The sequence below is a fragment of the Bacillus sp. EB106-04-04-XG123 genome (assembly GCF_058791855.1).
In genome coordinates this window covers 470,239-491,363 of record NZ_JBYTDZ010000001.1, presented here as the reverse complement: position 1 = coordinate 491,363, position 21,125 = coordinate 470,239, and the positions used below count along the sequence as shown (strand labels likewise).

Here is a 21,125-nt window from a genome sequence, read left to right as displayed (position 1 = left end):
AAAAAAGCGATTACAATAAAGGTGCGCGCAAAATGAATACGTTTTCAAAAGGGGTGTTCGCATGTTAACACCGGAAAGACATCAGCTCATTATCGACAGCTTGGAAGAAAATGATGTCATTAAAATACAGGACTTAACGATGATGACGGATGCGTCTGAATCTACAATTAGAAGAGATTTATCAGCCCTTGAAGAAAAAGGATTTCTTAAAAGGGTTCATGGAGGAGCAGCCAAGATTTCGAGTATTCGCCTTGAACCAGATGTATTTGAGAAATCTGCCAAAAACCTTCAAGAAAAGTCATTGGTAGCAGAGGCAGCGGCATCTCTTTTAAAACAGGGCGACTGTATTTATTTAGATGCTGGTACAACCACACAGCAAATGATTGAATATATCGATCCAGATCAAGATATTGTCGTGGTGACAAACGGTGTGATGCACATTGAAGCCCTCATGAGAAAAGGTATTACCTTTTACTTGATAGGCGGATCAGTGAAACATCGAACAGGAGCCATGGTTGGAGCCGCAGCTTTGACAGCGATGGAGAATTATCGTTTTGACAAAAGCTTTGTTGGGACAAATGGCATTCATCCCGAGGCGGGTTTTACAACACCTGATCCAGAGGAAGCACTCATGAAAAAAAGAGCTATGAAACAGGCGAAAAAAACCTATATCTTATCAGATGCCTCAAAGTTTGGCGAAATATCGTTTTCAACCTTTGCTAGTTTACAGGAAGCCACCATTATCACAAACGACGCAAAAGAAGATTCATTCGATAATTACCATGAAAAAACGGTTATAAAGGTAGTGAAAACATGATTTATACAGTTACTTTAAACCCATCAGTTGATTACATCGTACACGTGGAGGATTTTGCAGTCGGCGGTTTAAATCGTTCAACCTATGATCAAAAATATCCAGGTGGTAAAGGAATCAATGTCTCAAGGCTATTAAAACGTCATGGTGTTGAATCGAAAGCACTTGGATTCATTGGTGGATTTACAGGCAAATATATTCAAGATTTTTTACAGAACGAACAATTACAAACAGCCTTTCACGAGGTGTCAGAAGATACAAGGATCAATGTGAAACTAAAAACAGGTGAAGAGACAGAAATCAACGGACTCGGCCCATCTATTACTGAAGCGCAATTTGAGTCGTTTCTATCTCAATTTTCTTCATTGACTGAAGGAGATGTCGTTGTTTTAGCTGGCAGCATTCCTTCATCATTACCTCATAACACATATGAGCGTATTGCTGAAGTTTGCCGAGAGCAAGGTGTAAGAGTTGTTCTTGATATTTCTGGCGAAGCGTTAAAAAAAGCAGCAGACATGAAACCGTTCTTAATGAAGCCAAATCATCATGAACTGGGTGAAATGTTTGAGACGAGTATTTCATCAGCAGCAGAAGCCATTCCTTATGGGAAAAAGCTGTTAGAACAAGGTGCTGAGCATGTCATCGTCTCCATGGCTGGTGATGGCGCCCTCTTATTCTGTAAAGAAGGAATCTATCAGTCCAATGTTCCAAAAGGAACGCTCGTTAATTCAGTTGGAGCAGGGGATTCAGTCGTTGCAGGGTTTTTAGCCGGCGTTTCAAAAGGCCTTTCAATTGAAGAGTCATTTAAGCTTGGTGTCACTTCAGGAAGCGCTACAGCCTTTTCTGAGGAGCTTGGCACAAAAGAGCTTGTCGACACACTATTACCACAAGTAAAAGTCACACGCATTTAAAGGAGGAGTCATCATGAAAATTACAGAACTACTCACGAAGCATACCATTAAGCTTCAATTAGACAGCCAGCAGAAAGAAGCAGTCATTGAAGAGCTAGTCACTGTTTTAGATACAGCAGGCAAGTTAAATGATAAAGAGGGCTATAAAGAAGCTGTGATCAATCGTGAAAAACAGAGCTCTACTGGTATTGGTGAAGGAATTGCCATCCCGCACGCTAAAACAGCAAGTGTAAAAGAGCCTGCCATTGCATTTGGCCGCTCAACTGCTGGTGTAGATTATGAATCACTAGACGCTCAGCCGAGTCATCTTGTCTTTATGATTGCCGCAACTGAAGGTGCAAACAACACGCACTTAGAGGCACTTTCTCGTTTATCCACACTTCTTATGCGTGAAGAAATTCGAAAGCAGCTCCTTGAAGCGGCGACTGAAGATGAAATCATTGAGATCATCAATACACATGATCAAGATGATGAAGAAGAAGAGGAAGTGCAAGAAGAGCCGGCTGCAGAAGGAAAACCTGCTAAAATTTTAGCGGTAACAGCTTGCCCGACCGGCATTGCACATACATTTATGGCAGCAGATGCTTTGAAAGAAAAAGCAAAAGAAATGGGCGTTGACATTAAAGTTGAAACAAACGGCTCTGGCGGTATTAAACATGCCCTTACAGCAAAAGAAATTGAAGAAGCACCAGCCATCATTGTGGCAGCGGACAAGCAAGTTGAAATGGAACGCTTTAAAGGCAAACATGTCATTGAAGTCCCTGTAACAGCTGGTATTCGCCGTCCGCAGGAGTTAATTGAAAAAGCCATCAATCAAGATGCGCCGATTTATAAAGGTTCAGGCGGCAGTTCTTCTAAAGACGAAAATGAATCATCTGGCAAAGGAAGAAGCGGATTTTACAAGCACTTAATGAGTGGTGTAAGTAACATGCTTCCATTTGTTGTCGGAGGCGGTATCTTAGTTGCGATTTCATTCTTCTGGGGTATTAACTCAGCAGATCCTAAGGATCCTTCATTTAATTCATTTGCAGCTGTCTTAAAAGGAATTGGCGGCGATAATGCGCTTGCCTTGATCGTTGCGGTATTAGCTGGATTTATTGCCATGAGTATTGCAGATCGTCCAGGTTTTGCGCCAGGTATGGTCGGTGGATTTATGGCGTCAGCAGCAGGTGCAGGGTTCTTAGGTGGACTGATTGCTGGTTTCCTAGCAGGTTACATTGTTGTACTGCTCAAAAAAGTATTCACATTCGTACCGCAGACACTCGACGGGATTAAACCGGTTCTGCTGTATCCATTGTTCGGTATTTTCTTTACAGGCATTATCATGCATTATATTGTCAACACACCAGTGAAAATGGTGATGGACGGATTAACACATTGGCTTGAATCATTAGGTACTGGAAACCTTGTTTTAATGGGTATTATTTTAGCTGGTATGATGGCAATTGATATGGGTGGCCCAATTAACAAAGCGGCTTACACATTTGGTCTTGCAATGATTGCTGCTGGCAACTATGCACCGCATGCTGCAATTATGGCAGGCGGAATGGTTCCACCACTAGGTATTGCACTTGCAACAACGATCTTTAGAAATAAGTTCTCAAAACGTGACCGTGAAGCAGGGATTACATGCTACTTCATGGGAGCAGCCTTCATCACTGAAGGGGCGATCCCATTTGCGGCGGCAGATCCTCTTCGTGTGATTCCTTCAGCTGTTATTGGTGCAGCAGTTGCTGGTGGATTAACGGAATTCTTTAGAGTGACGCTTCCTGCACCGCATGGCGGACTATTTGTTTTCTGGGTAACAAATCATCCAGTTCTTTACATCATCAGCATCTTAATCGGTGCTGTTGTGACAGCGATTTTACTGGGTATTTTGAAAAAACCGGTTCAACAAGAAGCGTAATGCAGAAGAGAAGCATCGTGAAAAACGGTGCTTCTTTTTGTTTAATCATCAGTGAATTAGGAAAAAATATCTAATTAGATGGTTGTCTTGTGAATTTTTAAATGACATATGATAAAGTAAAGTTATTCAATTCACGTTTCAAGTCTTTTAGCAGAAAGTCTTAGGAGGAAGCAGTATTTTGAACGAAGAAAACAAACAAAACGAAAATGAAATTCAATCTGATGCGAAGCAAGCCAAAACAGAGAAGAAAAGTTCACTGTTTGAATGGATCAAAGCCATTTTAATTGCACTTGCGCTCGTCTTGCTCATCCGTACATTTATATTTGAACCTTATGTGGTGGAAGGAGAGTCAATGGAACCGACACTTCATGACGGGGAAAAGCTGTTTGTTAACAAAACCATTAACTATCTCGGTGGTGTCAAACGCGGTGACATCGTGATTATTAATGGAAAAGATGGTCAGAAGATTCATTATGTCAAACGATTGATCGGCCTTCCAGGTGATACGATTGAAATGAAGGATGATACGCTTTACATTAATGGTAAAAAAGTAGATGAGCCTTATTTAAAAGAGAACAAGGCGCATGCGAAAGAGTATGAAGTGCATTTAACTGGAGATTTTGGTCCAGTGAAAGTACCGAAAAACGATTACTTTGTGATGGGGGACAATAGACTCAATTCCATGGACAGCAGAAATGGACTTGGCCTCATTGAAAAGGATCGGGTTGTCGGGACATCAGAATTTGTTTTCTTCCCGTTTGGCGACATTCGACAGACAAAATAAAAGCACCTTCTCAGAGGCAAGAGAAAGGTGCTTGAACGAGCGACCCTTACAGAAGGGTCGTTTTTAATTTGGCGTGAGCACTGTAACAATGATCACAATGGCTAGTACCGAAGCGAACACAGATCCGGTAATGGCTAATACGGATCGAAACAATCCGATTTTTTGGTTTTCTTTTCCCCGCTTTTGTAAAAAGCGTTTGGAAAAGATGTGGACCAGTGTGTAAATGAGGACAAGCCCAATATAAAGGCCAAAGTCCTTCGCATTAAAGCCTGTTGCAGATAAATAAATGCCCATAAAGAAAATCAATAAACAGTATTCCATCAGTGTGAGTAATCTCAAATCGCCCGAACTCCTTCAATCAATCATTCCCGTTTATTATACCATAATGGACAAAAAGCCTTCGTTCTTAGCGAGAGACGTTTCTATCAAACGTTATTCATGTTATACTTCATAATGATGAATGAGTGATGGAGGATTAATAAATGATTGCAGTAAATAATGTTAGTTTGCGCTTTGCTGATCGTAAACTATTTGAAGAAGTAAATATTAAATTCACTCCTGGCAACTGCTACGGATTAATTGGTGCCAATGGAGCTGGTAAATCAACGTTCCTAAAGATTCTTTCTGGAGAAATTGAGGCTCAAACGGGTGATGTTCATATGAGCCCTGGTGAGCGTTTAGCGATTTTAAAACAGAACCACTTTGAATACGAAGAGTTTGAAGTGCTGAAAGTCGTCATCATGGGTCACAAACGTTTATATGACGTGATGCAGGAGAAAGATGCGATCTATATGAAACCTGATTTCTCAGATGAAGACGGGATTCGTGCAGCCGAGCTTGAAGGTGAGTTTGCTGAATTAAACGGATGGGAAGCTGAAAGTGAAGCAGCGATTCTACTAAAGGGTCTTGGCATTCCAGAAAGCCTTCAATCGAAGAAAATGTCTGAGCTTGGCGGTTCTGAAAAGGTAAAAGTACTTTTAGCTCAAGCTTTATTTGGCAAGCCTGACGTTCTTCTTCTCGATGAGCCAACGAACCACTTGGACTTACAAGCGATCCAGTGGCTCGAAGAGTTCCTCATTAACTTTGAAAATACCGTCATCGTCGTTTCGCATGATCGTCATTTCTTAAACAAAGTATGTACACATATTGCGGACCTTGATTTCGGAAAAATCCAAGTATACGTCGGTAACTATGACTTTTGGTATGAGTCCAGCCAGTTAGCGCTGAAACTAAGCCAAGAAGCAAATAAGAAAAAAGAAGAACAAATTAAGCAGCTTCAAGAATTCGTTGCCCGGTTTAGTGCGAACGCTTCTAAATCGAAGCAAGCGACATCAAGAAAGAAATTGCTTGATAAAATCTCTTTAGACGATATTAAGCCGTCTTCACGTAAATATCCATATGTTCATTTTGCGCCAGAGCGCGAAATCGGAAATGATGTCCTTCAAGTAGAAGGTCTATCAAAAACAATTGACGGTGTGAAAGTACTTGATAATGTCAGCTTTATTATGAACCGTGAAGATAAAATTGCGTTCTTAAGTCGTAATGAGCTTGCTGTGTCCACTTTATTTAAGATCCTTGCTGGTGAAATGGAGCCAGACAGCGGATCATTTAAATGGGGTGTCACAACGTCACAAGCCTTTTTCCCGAAAGACAATAGTGAATATTTTGAAGGAAACGATGTTGATCTCGTTGATTGGCTTCGTCAATTTTCTCCGAACGATCAAAGTGAGAGCTTCCTGCGTGGTTTCTTAGGACGTATGCTTTTCTCTGGGGAAGAAGTGAAGAAAAAAGCAAGTGTCTTATCAGGAGGAGAAAAGGTTCGTTGTATGTTATCAAAAATGATGCTGTCTGGAGCGAATATTTTGCTGCTGGATGAGCCAACGAACCACTTAGACCTAGAATCCATTACAGCGCTGAATAACGGCCTCATGAGCTTTAAAGGAGCAATGCTCTTCTCATCTCATGACCATCAGTTTGTTGAAACAGTCGCAAACCGAATTATCGAAGTGACGCCAAATGGCATCGTCGATAAACAAACAACATATGATGAGTTCTTATCAGATCAAGACATCCAAAAAAGACTTGAAGAGCTTTACGCATAACAAAGAAAAGACATCCATAGGATGTCTTTTTTTGATTAAATCGCCCAGTTTCCATTTCGGAAGATCGGTTCGCGTTTCCCGTCTTTTGTAATCCCGTCAATATTCATTTCCTTTGAACCAATCATGAAATCAACGTGTGTAATACTGCTGTTCACACCCGCTGCATCCAATTCTTCTCGTTTCATTTCTTTTCCGCCTTCGATATTAAACGCATATCCGCTGCCGATCGCAAGGTGATTTGATGCATTTTCATCGTAAAGTGTATTGTAATAAAGAATATTGGAGTTAGAAATTGGTGAATCATCTGGTACGAGGGCAACCTCACCTAGATAATGAGAGCCTTCATCTGTTTCAACGAGAGATTTTAAAATATCTTCGCCTTCTTTTGCTTTCACATCCACAATCCGGCCATTTTCAAAGGTTAATGAAAATTCATCAATGATGTTTCCGGCATAGCTGAGCGGCTTAGTGCTTGAGACGGTCCCATTTACACCGTCTTTTTTCGGTACGGTAAAGACTTCTTCTGTCGGCATGTTGGCCATGAACGAGACGCCGCGTTCACTTACGCTGCCAGCACCTACCCAAATATGCTGCACTGGAAGCTCAATCGTTAAGTCTGTGCCCGGTGCTTCATAATGAAGCTTATGGTAGTGACGTTCATTGAGTATTTTGACCTTTTCATTTAATGACGCATCATGCTTTTTCCAAGCCTCAACAGGATCTGCTTGATCAGCGCGTGCGACTTTAAAGATTTGATCCCACAATAAAGTGACAGCTTCTTCATCTGTATGATCAGGGAAAATCTTTTTCGCCCATTCTTTTGATGCAGCACCTACGACCGTCCAAGCGACTTTGTCAGATTGAACGTATTGACGATATGTATGTAGTGCTGAACCAGCAGCTTTTTGCTGTGCAGCGATTTTTTTCGAATCAATGCCTCGCAGAAGGTCAGGGCTTTCTGACAGGATGGTAATAAAAGCACCGCCGCGTTTTGCGATGGTTTCCATCATCTGTGCTTCCCATTCTGGGAATTGCTCAAAGACATCCTGTGGCGCATGTTCAAATTTTAAACGGGTGAGAACACCATCACTCCAGCGGATATGTACGTTTTTCGCCCCGCGCTCATACGCGTGTTTCGCGACAAGACGAACAAGGTGTGCAGATTCAGTAAATGCGGATACAACCACTTCCTGCCCCTTTTGTACATTCACACCGACTTCAACGATGGTCTTGGCATATTGATCAAGTTGTTTTTCAAATGAACTCATAAAAAACCCTCCTTTAGTCATGTTCATCATATCAGATTTATGACCGAAAAGGAAAATGGGGAGCACGCTTAAAGCCAAAATAAAAAAGCCGCTTTCGTGCGGCTTTTTTAGCGGTTCAGTTGTTTCACAGGCTGTGCATTAGAAGGCGGCATATGTGAAAACGACAGGCTCATTCCTCCTAAAATAATACCCGTTAAAATGACTGTGACAACGACCCGTTTACCTAAATCAAGCAACATGTTCTTCCTCCTTCACGTTTATCCATTTCTCACGATATGATCGAAATGACGAAAAAAGAAGTAGAACATGAAGATTATTTTAATGTTTTTTGCAATTTGTCGATGACTTCTAATGAACGACCTGTTCCAATGGCAACAGACTCAAGTGGATTAGCTGCAATATGAACTGGAACAACAATCTCTTGAGAGAGCCATTCTTGAATTCCATTTAACAGAGCGCCTCCGCCAGTTAAAATGACGCCGCGGTCTACAATATCTCCGCTTAGCTCTGGAGGGCTGTCCTCTAATGTGGCACGAATCGCTTCTAAAATATGAAGAAGTGATTCTCGCATAGCGCCTTGAATTTCATGAGAGACAAGTGTGATGGTTTTTGGCAGACCTGTCACAAGGTCGCGCCCGCGCACTTCTAATGATTCAGGCTCATGCTCAATAAGACCATACCCAATTTCCATTTTCACCTGCTCGGCAGTCCGTTCGCCGATTAATAGGTTATATTTCTTTCTGACAAACGTAATGATATCTTCATCCAGCTGATCGCCGCCAATTCGGATCGAATGACAAGAGACAACACCGCCAAATGAAATAATCGCAACTTCTGTTGTTCCGCCGCCAATATCGACTACGACGTTCGCAACAGGCTCGTCTACCGGAAGATCAGCACCGATTGCAGCTGCAACAGGTTCTTCAATTAAATGCACATGTTTTGCTCCACAGTTTTTCACAGCATCGCTGATGGCGCGGCGCTCAACAGCTGTTGATCCAGAAGGTGTACATACAACGACAGTTGGTTTTCTAAAGGTAAACCCGATATTTTTTCCTGCTTTTTTCATGATCTGTTTAAGTAAATCTGTTGTCATATCATAATCAGCGATAACACCGTCTTTCATCGGACGGATCGCAACAATTTTCCCAGGTGTTTTCCCGATCATTTCTTTTGCTTCTGATCCGACGGCAAGTACAGTCTTTGTTTCTGTATCGACTGCCACGACGGACGGTTCATTTAAAATAATTCCCTTATTTTTACTATAAACCAATATGTTAGCTGTTCCTAAATCAATTCCAATTTCGGCATTTTGAAACATGTTTTCACCCAATCTCTATTTTTGCTGTTTTAAACAATTTTACATTTAAAAGTTCAGAGGGTTGATGTCATTTGTGGGGGTTTGTGATCACCTTGAAATGAATCTGTAAAATTCAAGTATCATTTTGACAATCACAATAAATTTTCCCTTTGTTTTTTCTTTTATGAAAAAAATTTTTATAGAGGAGAAACCTTTTAAGAATCTCTTACGTCTACGATATATCAATTGGTGAAAAACAGATTGATCTTGAGCTAATGAAAGAAAGAGGGAACGAAATTGAAATCTATCGGAGTCGTAAGAAAAGTAGACGAACTAGGGCGTATTGTCATGCCAATCGAATTGAGAAGAGCACTTGATATCGCTATTAAAGACAGTATGGAATTTTTTATAGATGGAGATAAAATCGTCTTGAAAAAATATCAACCAGAGGGCGTTTGTCTCATGACTGGTGAGATTACATCAGAGAACCATGAATACGGAAATGGTCAAATTACATTAAGCGCTGAAGGCGCAGAACTGCTGTTAAAAGAGCTGCAAGAAGCTCTTCAGCAGTAATCGAAATAGCCTGATCTCTTCCTTTGTGCTGAGAACAGGCTATTTTTCTTTAAAAAAAAGTTCCTTAAAAATGCCCCATCTCCCTCAAAAAATAAGTGGAAAATGGTACAATTGACAAAGAATCTCAGGGCGGCAGGTGGAATCATTTGAACAAAACATATCAAGTGCGGATCGTGTTATCTGTTCTTGCATTTATCTTAATCATAAGCTGGGATTTCTTTTATTATCTAGGCGGCTATCAAATTAATTGGCCGCTCGATTTAGCCTTTACAGTCGTTGTGTTAGCAGGGATCTGGGTTGTCTCAGGGTATGTAGACCGCTTGAATTTATTTGTGTCAGATCTAAATAAGAGAGAAAAAGAAGCACACGAACTAACAGAGCGGCTGAATCGAATTACAGATAACTTGCAGGAAATCGTCTTTGAAACAGATGAAAAAGGGAAAATCATTTTCTTAAATCAAGCATGGAAACAAATGACCGGCTATGACATAGATGAATGTCTAGGTACGATGTACAATCAGTACTTTGATCAAGAAGAAAGAGTTATTCAGCATTTGTCATCTGTCATCAAAGAGCATAAAGATTCAGGACGGATCGAGCTCCAGCTTCTTCATAAAGAGGGGAAGAAAGTATGGGGAGACGTACATTATAAGCTCTACTTTGATGAAGAGCATCAGTTTACTGGAGGTATTGGAACAGTTGCAGATATTACAAAACAAAAGCTGGCAAAGCTTGAGCTTGAAAGGTCAAATCAACAATTGCAAATGCAGGCGCAAAAGCTGGCCGTTGCAGGACAAATCGCCGCTGGAATCGCCCATGAAGTCAGAAATCCGCTGACCTCAGTAAACGGCTTTTTGCAGCTGATGAAAACTCAATATCCTGAAAGAACCGATTATTTTGACATTATCTTTTCCGAAATTAAACGGATTGATTTTGTTTTAAGTGAACTGCTTGTGCTGGCAAAGCCGCAGTCGGTCCATTTTCAAGAAGTTCAGCTTCATGGACTGTTAGAGCAGGTCATTACATTGCTAAAAACCAATGCAGTCCTTTCGAATATTGATCTCAAACAGCCATTTAAAAAGCAGGATGCCGGCGCTATTTTAGCAGACGCTAATCAAATGAAGCAGCTGTTCATTAATTTAATCAAAAATGCCATTGAGGCAATGCCTGAAGGCGGCAGCATATACATATCAACAGAAAAAGTGATGAACGAATGGAAAATTACCATTCAAGATGAAGGAAAAGGGATGTCTGAAGAGGATATTCAGAAAATATATGATCCTTTCTTCTCCACGAAAACAGAAGGGACGGGTCTTGGCCTCACCATCTGTGCAACGATTTTAAAAGATCATCACGGTAGGATGGATGTGGTCAGTGAGCTGGGAAAAGGTACAACTTTTCATATCTATTTACCTGTGTGTCAAAAAAGCAGACAGCAGCAAGGCGAGAGGACGTGATTTCATGAAGGCGAAAGCTTTATTTGTATATGGGACGCTTCTGCAGCATGAAGAACACCACGAGACTTATATGAAAGAAAGCAGACCATTAGCTAAATCAGCTTGGATCAGCGGCAAAATCTATGATACAGGTCAAGGATACCCTGCGTGCGTTCCAGAAGAAAAAAGCAAAGTATATGGAGAATTGTACGAGGTAACCGCAAGCACGCTGAATAAGATAGATTTACTTGAGGAAGGGTATGACAAGCAGGTGGTCGATGTCATGACAGACCGGGGGCTGGTGGCGGCTATTACATACACTTTACCAAAACAGAAGGCATCAGCGCTGAAGGAAATCGAGAGTGGCTGCTGGAAGGAATATAAACTATGGCAGCAGAAGCCGGCATCCTTCTATTATTTTGCCTATGGCTCTTGTATGGATGATGCAAGATTTAAACTGGCAGAAGTCGATCATTATTTTAAACAAATCATCGGCGGCGGTGCTCTGAACGGCTTTACAACTAGATTTACATTGGTGAGGCCTGATGGGTCAAGAGCCGATATGGTAGAAGACGGCGGAGAAACAGAGGGCGTTTTATATGAGGTTCCTTTTGAGGCCATTCGATATTTGTACAAACGAGAAGGCGTATATGAGGGCACATATCGTCCAGCTTTTGTCGATGTCAAAATAGGTGATCAAATATATGAGGACTGTTTAACCTTTCTTGTTCTTCAAAAGAGCGAAGAAATTGCTCCACCAGGTCATTACCGCAGTGAAATTGAAAAAGGAGCAGACCTCTACTTAAGTGAAGCGTTCCGTAAAAAAATTCGCTCGCATATGGATTCATTAATCAAACCGTAGTAAAATGCATGGTAAGTGAGATAAAAGGAGTCTGAACATGAAAAAGGAATATGCAGTCATTGGTCTTGGACGCTTTGGCGGAAGTATTTGCAAAGCGCTGAGCGAAGAAGGACTTGAAGTCATGGCCATGGATATGAATGAAGATCGAGTGAACGAATACGCGAAAATTGCTTCACATGCGGTCATTGGCGATTCGACAGACGAATCGGTTTTAAAAAATCTCGGTATTCGTAATTTTGATCATGTCATCGTTGCGATTGGTGAAAACATTCAGGCCAGTATTTTGACGACGATTATGCTGAAAGAGCTTGGCGTCAAAATGGTCACAGTAAAGGCGCAAAACGACTATCACGAAAAGGTACTAAATAAAATTGGGGCTGATCGCATCGTTCATCCAGAGCGAGACATGGGCAGACGAATTGCACATAAAATCATCTCCAACAACGTATTAGATTATCTTGAGCTGTCAGATGAGTACAGCCTCATTGAAATCGTTGCCAACAGCAGGCTTGCAGGGCATTCTCTTTTAGATCTCGATATTAGAGCGAGATATGGCATTAATATTGTGGCGATAAAGCGTGGGAAAGAAGTGATTGTTTCACCACTCGCAGATGAAATGATTCAAAAAGAAGATATTCTCATTGTCATCGGGGCAGTAGCCGATATTGGACGCTTTGAAAAACGAGAAATGCAGAACGATTATTAAACACTCCGGAGCGGGGTGTTTTTTTATATTGTTGTGTACACACAGGACGGACAGTGAGGAGAGAAGAAGACACTAAAAAAGGGCTATTTTGTTCTGCATTAACAGCAAAAGCCAATCATCATATTTTTCGTGCAATTATCACTATTCAGAAATAAAAATCAGCCTTTTTATCTGGATGATTTTCTCTAAATGTCATTGACTGGGCAAACAGATTCGTTTACGATAAGAAACATTATATTGTTTACTTGGAGGAGGCAGTGTCGTTGGATAAGGAGCTTTTCAGACATCAAATTGAAGTAGCTGCAAAGAGAAAAAAAGCAGCCCTAGTGATTAAACATGCGAAGGTTATGGACGTGTTTAACCAGGAATGGATAGACGCTGATGTCGCTGTTGAAAATGGACAAATAGTAGGGATTGGAGAGTACGAGGGAGAACAGGAGCTGGATGCAGCAGGTCAAATGCTTGTACCCGGTTTTATTGATGGCCACGTTCATATCGAGTCCTCTATGGTGACCCCTGCTGAATTCTCCAAAGCTGTCGTCCCGCACGGTGTGACAACTGTCGTAACAGACCCGCATGAAATTGCCAATGTGTCAGGGATCTCAGGCATCCGTTTTATGCTGGAAGAAGCGAGAAAAGCTGCCTTAAATATTTATTTCATGCTGCCATCCTGCGTACCGGCAGTCAGTTTTGAACGATCAGGTGCTGTCTTAAAAGCGAAAGATTTAAAGCCTTTGTATCAAGAGAAAGATGTTCTTGGTCTTGCTGAGGTGATGGATTACGTCGGTGTAGAGCAGGCAGAAGAAGATATGCTTCAAAAGCTGCTTGATGCACAAAACGAACATAAACTGATTGATGGCCATCTAGCAGGCTTAACAGACCGATTAATAAACGTTTACCGCACAGCGAGTGTCCAAACAGATCATGAGGTAACAACAGCCAGCGAAGCCCTTGAACGTGTAAAACGAGGCATGTATGTCATGCTAAGAGAAGGCTCTGTTGCCAAAAACGTGAAAAACGTTTTACCAGCTGTGAATGAAAAGAATGCGAGACGCTTTTTCTTTTGTACCGATGATAAACATTTAGATGATTTAATGTCGGAGGGAAGTATTGACGAACAAGTACGTATGTCTATAAAAGAAGGGTTAGACCCATTTTTAGCGTATCAAATGGGAAGTTTAAACGCAGCAGAGTGTTTTGGCCTCAAAACAAAGGGAGCCATTGCGCCAGGCTTTGATGCTGATTTTATGCTCGTCTCTGATCTTCATCAAGTCGACATCACCAGCGTATTTATTGCAGGACAATTGGTGGCGCAGCATGGAGAGTACAAGCCAAGTGTCGAAAAAATTGCACCGAGTCCAGCATTATTACAATCTGTTCATACTATAGACGTTCAAGAGCAAGATCTGGCACTGCCTATCACAGCTCATCAAAAAATGAATGTGATCCGCATTATTCCGAATCAGCTAGAAACAAAATTAGAACAAGTCTCTCCTTCAGAAACGAACGGACAATTCACTAGTGATACAGAAAGAGATGTATTAAAAATGGTGCTTGTCGAACGCCATCAAGGCTTATCTGAAATGGGGATAGGGGTTGTCAGCGGCTTTGGATTAGAAAAGGGCGCAATTGCAACAACGGTTGCGCATGATTCTCACAATTTAATTGCGGTCGGCACAAATGATGCTGATATCGTAAAAGCCATTGACGTGTTAAAAGAAGCAGGCGGCGGTTTGACTGTTGTCAAAAATGGCGAGTCTCTTCATACGCTGCCATTACCGATATCTGGTTTACTTTCAGATCAGCCGGCACATCTTGTAAATGAAAGCCTTCATGCGCTCCATGAAGCGTTAAAAGAAACAGGCTTTAATTTAGACTTTAATCCATTTTTGACGCTGTCCTTCTTGGCACTCCCAGTCATTCCTGATGTGAAAATGACGACAAAGGGTTTGTTTGATGTCAGAAACTTTCAGCATCTCCCAATTCAATCATAAAAAAGAGAAACCGCATATGTATATATGCGGTTTTTTTAATGAATGGTGAAAAAAAGAGACACAGCCAAGCGGCTTGTGTCTCTTTTTTGTGATTACACTTCCATAATAATCGGTAAGATCATTGGGCGGCGTCTTGTTTTTTCATAAAGGAAAGGTGCAAGAGTGTCAGTAATTTCGTTCTTGATTTCAGACCACTGAGTTGTCTTACGTTCCATTACTTTTTCAAGATGCTTTGAAATTAAATCCTGTGCATCGTTGATAAGGTCTCCAGATTCTCTCATGTAGACAAAACCTCTTGAGATCAAATCAGGTCCAGCAGAGATTTTGAATTCTTTCATGTCCATGCTGACGACTACAATGACAAGACCCTCTTCAGAAAGAATGCGGCGGTCTCTTAAAACGATGTTTCCGATATCGCCAATACCGCTTCCATCGATATACACGTTGCCTGATGGAATTTTGCCAGCGACACTTGCTTCGTCACCTTTCAGTGCAAGAACTTCACCGTTATCCATGATAAAGCAGTTTTCCTCAGGGATGCCGCAGTCATTCGCAAGCTTGATATGCGTTTTTTGCATGCGGTATTCACCGTGAATCGGCATAAAGAATTTTGGTTTAATTAAACGGAGCATCAGTTTTTGTTCTTCTTGTCCGCCGTGACCAGATGTATGAATATTATTAAGCGAGCCATGAATGACCTCAGCGCCTGCACGATAAAGCTGGTTAATGGTGCGGCTTACGCTAATATTGTTACCTGGGATTGGTGAAGATGAGAAGACAACAGTGTCTCCAGGGTTAATCGAAATCTGGCGGTGAGTACCGTTCGCAATACGAGAAAGAGCTGCCATCGGTTCACCCTGGCTACCAGTACAAAGAATGGTTACTTTGTTTGCTGGAAGGCGGTTGATTTCATTATGTTCGATAAACGTGTTTTTTGGACATTTAATATAGCCAAGATCTTGTCCAATATCAATAGCAGACTCCATACTGCGTCCAAATACAGCGACTTTTCTGCCGTTGGCAACAGCAGACTCAATCACTTGCTGAAGTCTGTGAATGTTTGAAGCAAACGTGGCAAAGATGATTCGTCCGTCGACTTTTCTAAAGATGTCATCAATGCTTTCACCTACGCGTCTTTCAGACATCGTAAATTCTGGGATTTCACTGTTTGTACTATCAGATAAAAGACAAAGTACGCCTTCTTTTCCGATCTCAGCCATTTTGGTTAAATTGGCAGGCTCACCAACAGGAGTAAAGTCAAACTTGAAATCACCTGTATGTACGATGTTACCAGGAGGTGTCTTGACGACAATTCCATAAGAATCTGGAATGCTGTGTGTCGTTCTAAAGAAAGACACAGCTGTTTTTCTAAATTTAATGGTATCTTCTTCTTCAAAAATGTGAAGTTTTGTTTGTCTCAAGAGACCATGCTCTTCCAATTTATTACGAAGTAGGCCGATTGCGAGTTTGCCGCCGTAAACTGGAATATTCACTTGCTTGAGAAGGTAAGGGATACCGCCGATGTGGTCTTCATGTCCGTGAGTGATGAAAAGACCTTTGATTTTATCTTCGTTTTTAACTAAGTACGTATAGTCAGGGATGACGTAGTCAATTCCAAGAAGCTCATCTTCAGGAAACTTAATACCAGCATCAATTAAAATGATTTCATCTTGAAATTGAACGCCATACGTGTTTTTACCGATCTCGCCTAAACCGCCGAGTGCAAAAACTGCCGCCTGATCGTTTTTAACAAATTTCATTCCTCTCATAGCTCCAATACTTTAAAATTTTCACTTTCTCGTTCATAGTCTAAAAAAGCACCGTCTACAGGCTGAATGAATTCAATGTTGTAGTTATGTTTTTTCAACTTATCGCGTACGTCTCTTTCAGAAACCGCTTCAACGTATAGTGAATCTGTGTGTTCTCTTACAGGTACCTCAGTAGTACTTGCCTGAAAAAATACCTTATATATCATCCAAATCTCTCCTTAAATACCGTATGTTACACTCGCTTATTCTATTATATTAAAAAAACGCGCATAAGAAAAGTCTCTGAGAAAAAAGGACCTTCGGCAAATGTGCGAAAGATCCCTTTAAGCAATCGATTTTTTACGAAGCATGTCCTTCCATTGTCTTCGAATTTTCTTGCGCAGACGACGAAGCATCACAGGCCGCCTCCTTTCGGTTTAAAGTAAGCTTAAACAGCGTATTCCGCTCTCTCTATATACTTGTATTATATGATGTTTCCAATGAATGTTACATGGATATATGTGGGAAAATAGGCGTTTTCAAAAGGATTTGGTTTCGAAAGCGGAAATCTTTCTGTATGATGAAAGGGAGTGTGTATACATAACAAAGGACAGGAGGGCGAGATATGAATAAAAAAGTCATCTTCTTTGATATCGACGGTACTTTATATGACCATGATAAAAATATACCTGAGTCAACGAAGCGAGCGGTTCATTTATTAAAAGAAAAAGGTCATCATCTCTTTATTGCATCTGGGCGTTCTCCTTTTCTGATTCAGCCCATTTTAGAAGAATTAGGGCTTGACTCATTCATTGCTTATAACGGTCAGTATGTCATGTATGAGGGAGATGTTATTTACGGTAATCCGCTGAATCAGGAGCTGATGGAGCGGATTTATGAGACAGCGGATCGTCATGATCATCCGCTTGTTTTTATGGGAGAAGAAACGATGAAGGCGTCTGTGCCGAACCATCCGTTTATCCATGAAGGAATCGGTACTTTAAAAACAGAGCATCCTGAGCACGATTTGTCTTTCTTTAAAGAAAACGACATTTTTCAAATGCTGTTATTTTGTAAGGCAGAAGAGGAAGAGCAATATAAGGCATTCTACAATGAGATTGACCTTGTCAGATGGCATGAGCTGTCAACAGATGTTCTGCCAAAAGGCGGATCAAAAGCTGAAGGAATCAAACGAGTCATCGAAAGACTTCCTTACGATCAAAAGGATACCATTGCCTTTGGAGACGGACTGAACGATAGAGAAATGATTTCGTTTGCTGGAACAGGCGTTGCGATGGGAAATGCTGTGAGTGAACTGAAAGCATTGGCTGATTTTGTGACAAAGCCAGTAGATGAGGACGGCATATTCCATGCAGTGACCCATCTTGGCCTTATGGAAGAATAAAAAAGAAGACCCTTAGATGTGGGGTCTTCTTTTTATGTTATGATCTGCCGATCGCAACAGAGTTTTCTGGCTCAGCGAATGGCTGATCCTTTTGAATATGATCATAAAACATAATGCCATTTAAATGGTCAATTTCATGCTGAAAGACAATAGCAGGGAATCCTTTTAGACGAATATCAATGTCCTCTCCTTCAAGCGTTGTGGCCTTGACCCTGATTTTTTGATATCGAGGAACAAATCCAGGGATGGCTTCATCAACTGATAAGCAGCCTTCACCAGTAGCTAAATAAGCTCTTTTAACTGAATGACTGACAATGCGCGGGTTGAACAGAGCATAGCTGTATTCTTCTCCGTCTTCATCCTCACAGTGAACTGCGATCATCCGTTTACTAATATTGATCTGCGGAGCAGCTAATCCAACGCCGGGTCTTAGTCCGTATTTTTCAGCAATATCAGCATCCTGACTGTTTTTGACGAATTCGATCATGTCAGCTAATTGCTGTTTTTCCTCCTCTGTCGGCGGGAGCTCGACCGCTTCAGCTGTTTGTCTTAAGACGGGATGTCCGTCCCTTACGATATCATCCATGGTAATCACAAAACTTCACTCCTATTTCCTTTGTATGTAAAGTATATAAAATGATACACAACATATGCAATGAAATAAAGAAGACCGGTCCTTTGAGACCGGTCAGAGGCTTAAACAGCCTTAGCAGCAGCCACCGCCGCCTAAGAATGCTGCGCCAACGATGATTAATAGGATGAAAAGCACAACGATTAAAGCGAATGTACGTCCGCCGCCGTATCCGCATCCGTATCCACCGCCATAACTTGGGTAACAACAGCCGCCGCCGTATCCATACCCGTAACCGCCGTATCCACCATACATACTTCCATGACTATAATTAGACATACTTTTGACCTCCTTTGGAAATACACTCGGCCTTTCATAAGTGAAGGCGAAGCGTGTAATATAAACTATGTATGAATGCACTATTTGTATAGTCATGAGCCTATTGCTTGAAAAAATCTTCTCCGTCTCATCAGATTTATCTCTTTCCTTGTCACAAACGCCTATAAAAATTATAGTGGTATGTGGAGATGTAAAGGGGGACCTTGTGATGAGACAGATGAAAAGAAGCATGAAAGCAGGTGCTGCTTTAGCGGGGATATGTACCCTTTTGCTGACAGGATGCGGAGGTCAAAATCCATTCAATGACATGCAGGATGCGATGACGAAAATGAGTGAAAAAGAAGCTTCCTTCGAAAAAGAGCAAGGTACACTGCAAAGCTATGAGAAAAAAGAGCAGAAGCTGTATACAAAAATGATTCAAACAACAAAGGACCATACAAAAACAGTGTCAAGCCTTTCTGATCAGGCATTAGCATCGGCAGCGAAACGAGAAGAACATTTAAAAACAGAAAAAGACAGCATGGATGAATCGAAAAAAGAATTGAATACGGTAAAGGAATCTGCCGCACGATTGCAAGATGCCGAGTTAAAAGAGAAAGCAGATCAAACAGTCAAATCGATCGAGAAACGATATGCATCATATGATCAGCTATACAAGGAGTATCAAAAGGCGCTGAAACAAGATCAGCATTTGTATCAATCTTTAAAGAAAAAGGATCTAGGATATGAAGAGCTGAAGTCTAAGCTGAAGACCGTCAATCGTTCATATAGCAAAGTCAGAAAAGAAAGTAAGAAGTTCAATCGATATACAGATCAATTGAATGATCATAAAAAGGCTTTGTATAAAGCAGCAGAACAAGAGTCAAAAAAGAGCTGAAAAACAGCTCTTTTTTTATTTTTCGACAAAAACAAACATTTTCTATTGTAGTACAGTAGTACACTCTATACTAGTACAGATTAGGTTGTTTGTTAAACAGATTGATACAGTTCACCATAAAAAGTAAAGCGAATACATTTATTTAAATAAAGCCGTTAAATCAATTGACGGACTATTTTTCTTGTTGTAAACTATTCCTTGTTAACAGAAGTTGTATTAGTTTTTTGTGAACTATCGTTAATACAGTTAGAAGGACTCAAAAAAGAGTGGTCAACCTATGTTTCGACAACGATCTTAGTGGCTATTATATACAGGAGTCATATGAGTATTTTGGGTTATCCTATATCTGTATGTATAAATGGATTCACGACAAATGGACTGTTAAAAGAAAGGAAGAGGTGACTTTAGAATGGCTGCAAAAACAAAAAAAGCAATTGTTGATAGCAAAAAGCAATTTGATGCCATCAAAAAGCAGTTTGAAACGTTTCAAATTTTAAACGAAAAAGGCGAAGTCGTAAACGAAGCGGCAATGCCGGATCTTTCAGATGACCAATTAAAAGAATTAATGCGCCGTATGGTGTTTACACGTGTATTAGATCAACGTTCAATTTCATTGAACCGTCAAGGACGTCTTGGCTTCTATGCGCCAACAGCTGGACAAGAGGCTTCTCAGCTTGCAACTCACTTTGCACTTGAGAAAGAAGATTTCATTCTTCCAGGATATCGTGATGTACCACAATTAATCTGGCATGGTCTTCCGCTAACAAAAGCATTCTTGTTCTCTCGCGGACACTTTGTTGGTAACCAAATGCCTGATGATGTGAATGCACTTTCACCGCAAATCATTATCGGTGCACAAATCATTCAAGCTGCTGGTGTAGCTCTTGGTTTGAAAAAGCGCGGTAAAAAAGCTGTTGCAATCACTTACACTGGTGACGGTGGAGCTTCACAAGGTGATTTCTACGAAGGTATTAACTTTGCAGGGGCTTACAAAGCGCCAGCGATTTTTGTTGTCCAAAACAACAGATATGCGATCTCTACACCTGTTGAAAAGCAGTCTGCTGCACAAACAATTGCACAAAAAGCAGCTGCAGCTGGTATCGTAGGCGTACAAGTTGACGGTATGGATGCATTAGCTGTTTATGCAGCAACTGCTGAAGCTCGTGAGCGCGCTGTAAATGGTGAAGGTCCAACATTAATCGAAACTCTTACATTCCGTTACGGCCCACATACAATGGCTGGTGACGATCCAACAAGATATCGTACAAAAGAAGATGAAAACGAGTGGGAGCAAAAAGATCCATTGGTACGCTACCGCAAATTCTTGGAAAACAAAGGCCTATGGTCTGAAGAAGAAGAGAATAAAGTGATCGAAGATGCAAAAGAACAAATCAAACAAGCGATCAAAGAAGCTGACGAACAGCCTAAGCAAAAAGTCACTGACTTGATTGAAAACATGTACGATGTGAAACCATTCAACTTAGTTGAACAGCTTGAAATTTATAAACAGAAGGAGTCGAAGTAAG

The 21,125-nt window shown here is 41.0% G+C and carries 21 protein-coding genes; 13 read left to right on the top strand and 8 right to left on the bottom strand.

From position 1 onward, the window contains the following. Window positions 1-61: 61 nt before the first annotated feature. The 4 genes from AC3WTB_RS02465 (at window position 62) to lepB (ending at window position 4,415) form a co-directional block, all read left to right on the top strand. Complete coding sequence (locus tag AC3WTB_RS02465; protein WP_039178192.1) at window positions 62-817, top strand: DeoR/GlpR family DNA-binding transcription regulator; 756 nt, start codon at window positions 62-64, stop codon at window positions 815-817. Next, window positions 814-1,725, top strand: coding sequence for a 1-phosphofructokinase (gene pfkB / locus AC3WTB_RS02460; RefSeq protein ID WP_144464739.1), 912 nt, complete (start codon window positions 814-816; stop codon window positions 1,723-1,725). Before AC3WTB_RS02465 ends, pfkB begins: the two co-directional genes overlap by 4 nt. A gap of 13 nt (window positions 1,726-1,738) precedes the next feature. Next, complete coding sequence (locus tag AC3WTB_RS02455; protein ID WP_039178197.1) at window positions 1,739-3,631, top strand: PTS fructose transporter subunit IIABC; 1,893 nt, start codon at window positions 1,739-1,741, stop codon at window positions 3,629-3,631. A 211-nt stretch (window positions 3,632-3,842) separates the two neighbouring features. Beyond that, window positions 3,843-4,415, top strand: coding sequence for a signal peptidase I (gene lepB, locus AC3WTB_RS02450; protein WP_029706712.1), 573 nt, complete (start codon window positions 3,843-3,845; stop codon window positions 4,413-4,415). A 63-nt stretch (window positions 4,416-4,478) separates the two neighbouring features. Here lepB and AC3WTB_RS02445 read toward each other — a convergent pair whose 3' ends face one another. After that, on the bottom strand, window positions 4,479-4,754 hold the full coding sequence (locus AC3WTB_RS02445) for a hypothetical protein (RefSeq protein WP_041084975.1): 276 nt from the start codon (window positions 4,752-4,754) through the stop codon (window positions 4,479-4,481). A gap of 143 nt (window positions 4,755-4,897) precedes the next feature. On the opposite strand from AC3WTB_RS02445, the gene AC3WTB_RS02440 reads away from it, so the two are divergent. Then, window positions 4,898-6,517, top strand: coding sequence for an ABC-F family ATP-binding cassette domain-containing protein (locus AC3WTB_RS02440; RefSeq protein ID WP_492333259.1), 1,620 nt, complete (start codon window positions 4,898-4,900; stop codon window positions 6,515-6,517). A gap of 35 nt (window positions 6,518-6,552) precedes the next feature. On the opposite strand, the gene AC3WTB_RS02435 is transcribed toward AC3WTB_RS02440, so the two are convergent. From AC3WTB_RS02435 to mreBH, 3 genes are all read right to left on the bottom strand, one after another. Beyond that, window positions 6,553-7,785, bottom strand: a complete 1,233-nt coding sequence (locus AC3WTB_RS02435; RefSeq protein WP_058837765.1) for an aminopeptidase — start codon at window positions 7,783-7,785, stop codon at window positions 6,553-6,555. Window positions 7,786-7,892: 107 nt separating this feature from the next. Then, window positions 7,893-8,024: a protein YkpC gene (locus AC3WTB_RS02430; RefSeq protein WP_003210922.1), complete on the bottom strand. Its 132-nt coding sequence runs from the start codon at window positions 8,022-8,024 to the stop codon at window positions 7,893-7,895. 74 nt (window positions 8,025-8,098) lie between these two features. Beyond that, on the bottom strand, window positions 8,099-9,106 hold the full coding sequence (gene mreBH / locus AC3WTB_RS02425) for a rod-share determining protein MreBH (RefSeq protein WP_024424745.1): 1,008 nt from the start codon (window positions 9,104-9,106) through the stop codon (window positions 8,099-8,101). 276 nt (window positions 9,107-9,382) lie between these two features. Between mreBH and abhA the strand changes: the two genes are divergently transcribed. The 5 genes from abhA to ade all read left to right on the top strand — a co-directional run bounded on the left by abhA (window position 9,383) and on the right by ade (window position 14,659). Next, entirely contained in the window at window positions 9,383-9,661 is a 279-nt protein-coding gene (gene abhA, locus AC3WTB_RS02420; RefSeq protein ID WP_017359400.1) for a transcriptional regulator AbhA, read from the top strand. Window positions 9,662-9,807: 146 nt separating this feature from the next. Further along, window positions 9,808-11,118, top strand: coding sequence for an ATP-binding protein (locus tag AC3WTB_RS02415; RefSeq protein WP_106025219.1), 1,311 nt, complete (start codon window positions 9,808-9,810; stop codon window positions 11,116-11,118). A 4-nt stretch (window positions 11,119-11,122) separates the two neighbouring features. Continuing rightward, window positions 11,123-11,959, top strand: a complete 837-nt coding sequence (locus AC3WTB_RS02410; protein ID WP_492333258.1) for a gamma-glutamylcyclotransferase family protein — start codon at window positions 11,123-11,125, stop codon at window positions 11,957-11,959. A gap of 37 nt (window positions 11,960-11,996) precedes the next feature. Then, the gene (locus AC3WTB_RS02405; protein ID WP_008345123.1) at window positions 11,997-12,665 is read left to right on the top strand and encodes a potassium channel family protein; all 669 of its coding nucleotides are present in this window, start codon (window positions 11,997-11,999) and stop codon (window positions 12,663-12,665) included. A gap of 263 nt (window positions 12,666-12,928) precedes the next feature. Further along, complete coding sequence (gene ade / locus AC3WTB_RS02400; RefSeq protein ID WP_144464733.1) at window positions 12,929-14,659, top strand: adenine deaminase; 1,731 nt, start codon at window positions 12,929-12,931, stop codon at window positions 14,657-14,659. A gap of 92 nt (window positions 14,660-14,751) precedes the next feature. On the opposite strand, the gene rnjA is transcribed toward ade, so the two are convergent. Both rnjA and AC3WTB_RS02390 read right to left on the bottom strand, forming a co-directional pair. After that, window positions 14,752-16,419, bottom strand: coding sequence for a ribonuclease J1 (gene rnjA, locus AC3WTB_RS02395; RefSeq protein WP_012009818.1), 1,668 nt, complete (start codon window positions 16,417-16,419; stop codon window positions 14,752-14,754). Between the two features lie 5 nt (window positions 16,420-16,424). Next, the gene (locus AC3WTB_RS02390; protein WP_008345114.1) at window positions 16,425-16,634 is read right to left on the bottom strand and encodes a DNA-dependent RNA polymerase subunit epsilon; all 210 of its coding nucleotides are present in this window, start codon (window positions 16,632-16,634) and stop codon (window positions 16,425-16,427) included. Window positions 16,635-17,032: 398 nt separating this feature from the next. Between AC3WTB_RS02390 and AC3WTB_RS02385 the strand changes: the two genes are divergently transcribed. Further along, the gene (locus AC3WTB_RS02385) at window positions 17,033-17,812 is read left to right on the top strand and encodes a Cof-type HAD-IIB family hydrolase (protein ID WP_492333257.1); all 780 of its coding nucleotides are present in this window, start codon (window positions 17,033-17,035) and stop codon (window positions 17,810-17,812) included. A gap of 37 nt (window positions 17,813-17,849) precedes the next feature. On the opposite strand, the gene def is transcribed toward AC3WTB_RS02385, so the two are convergent. Both def and AC3WTB_RS02375 read right to left on the bottom strand, forming a co-directional pair. Further along, window positions 17,850-18,407 (bottom strand): peptide deformylase, encoded by a 558-nt coding sequence (gene def, locus AC3WTB_RS02380; RefSeq protein ID WP_024424751.1) that lies wholly within the window; start codon window positions 18,405-18,407, stop codon window positions 17,850-17,852. A 111-nt stretch (window positions 18,408-18,518) separates the two neighbouring features. Next, window positions 18,519-18,698 carry a YjcZ family sporulation protein gene (locus tag AC3WTB_RS02375; RefSeq protein WP_026050085.1) on the bottom strand — a complete coding sequence of 60 codons (180 nt, stop codon included), beginning with the start codon at window positions 18,696-18,698 and terminating at the stop codon, window positions 18,519-18,521. Between the two features lie 232 nt (window positions 18,699-18,930). On the opposite strand from AC3WTB_RS02375, the gene AC3WTB_RS02370 reads away from it, so the two are divergent. After that, on the top strand, window positions 18,931-19,599 hold the full coding sequence (locus AC3WTB_RS02370) for a YkyA family protein (RefSeq protein ID WP_059377015.1): 669 nt from the start codon (window positions 18,931-18,933) through the stop codon (window positions 19,597-19,599). A gap of 409 nt (window positions 19,600-20,008) precedes the next feature. Beyond that, window positions 20,009-21,124, top strand: coding sequence for a pyruvate dehydrogenase (acetyl-transferring) E1 component subunit alpha (gene pdhA / locus AC3WTB_RS02365; RefSeq protein WP_039178223.1), 1,116 nt, complete (start codon window positions 20,009-20,011; stop codon window positions 21,122-21,124). Window position 21,125 lies beyond the last annotated feature (1 nt).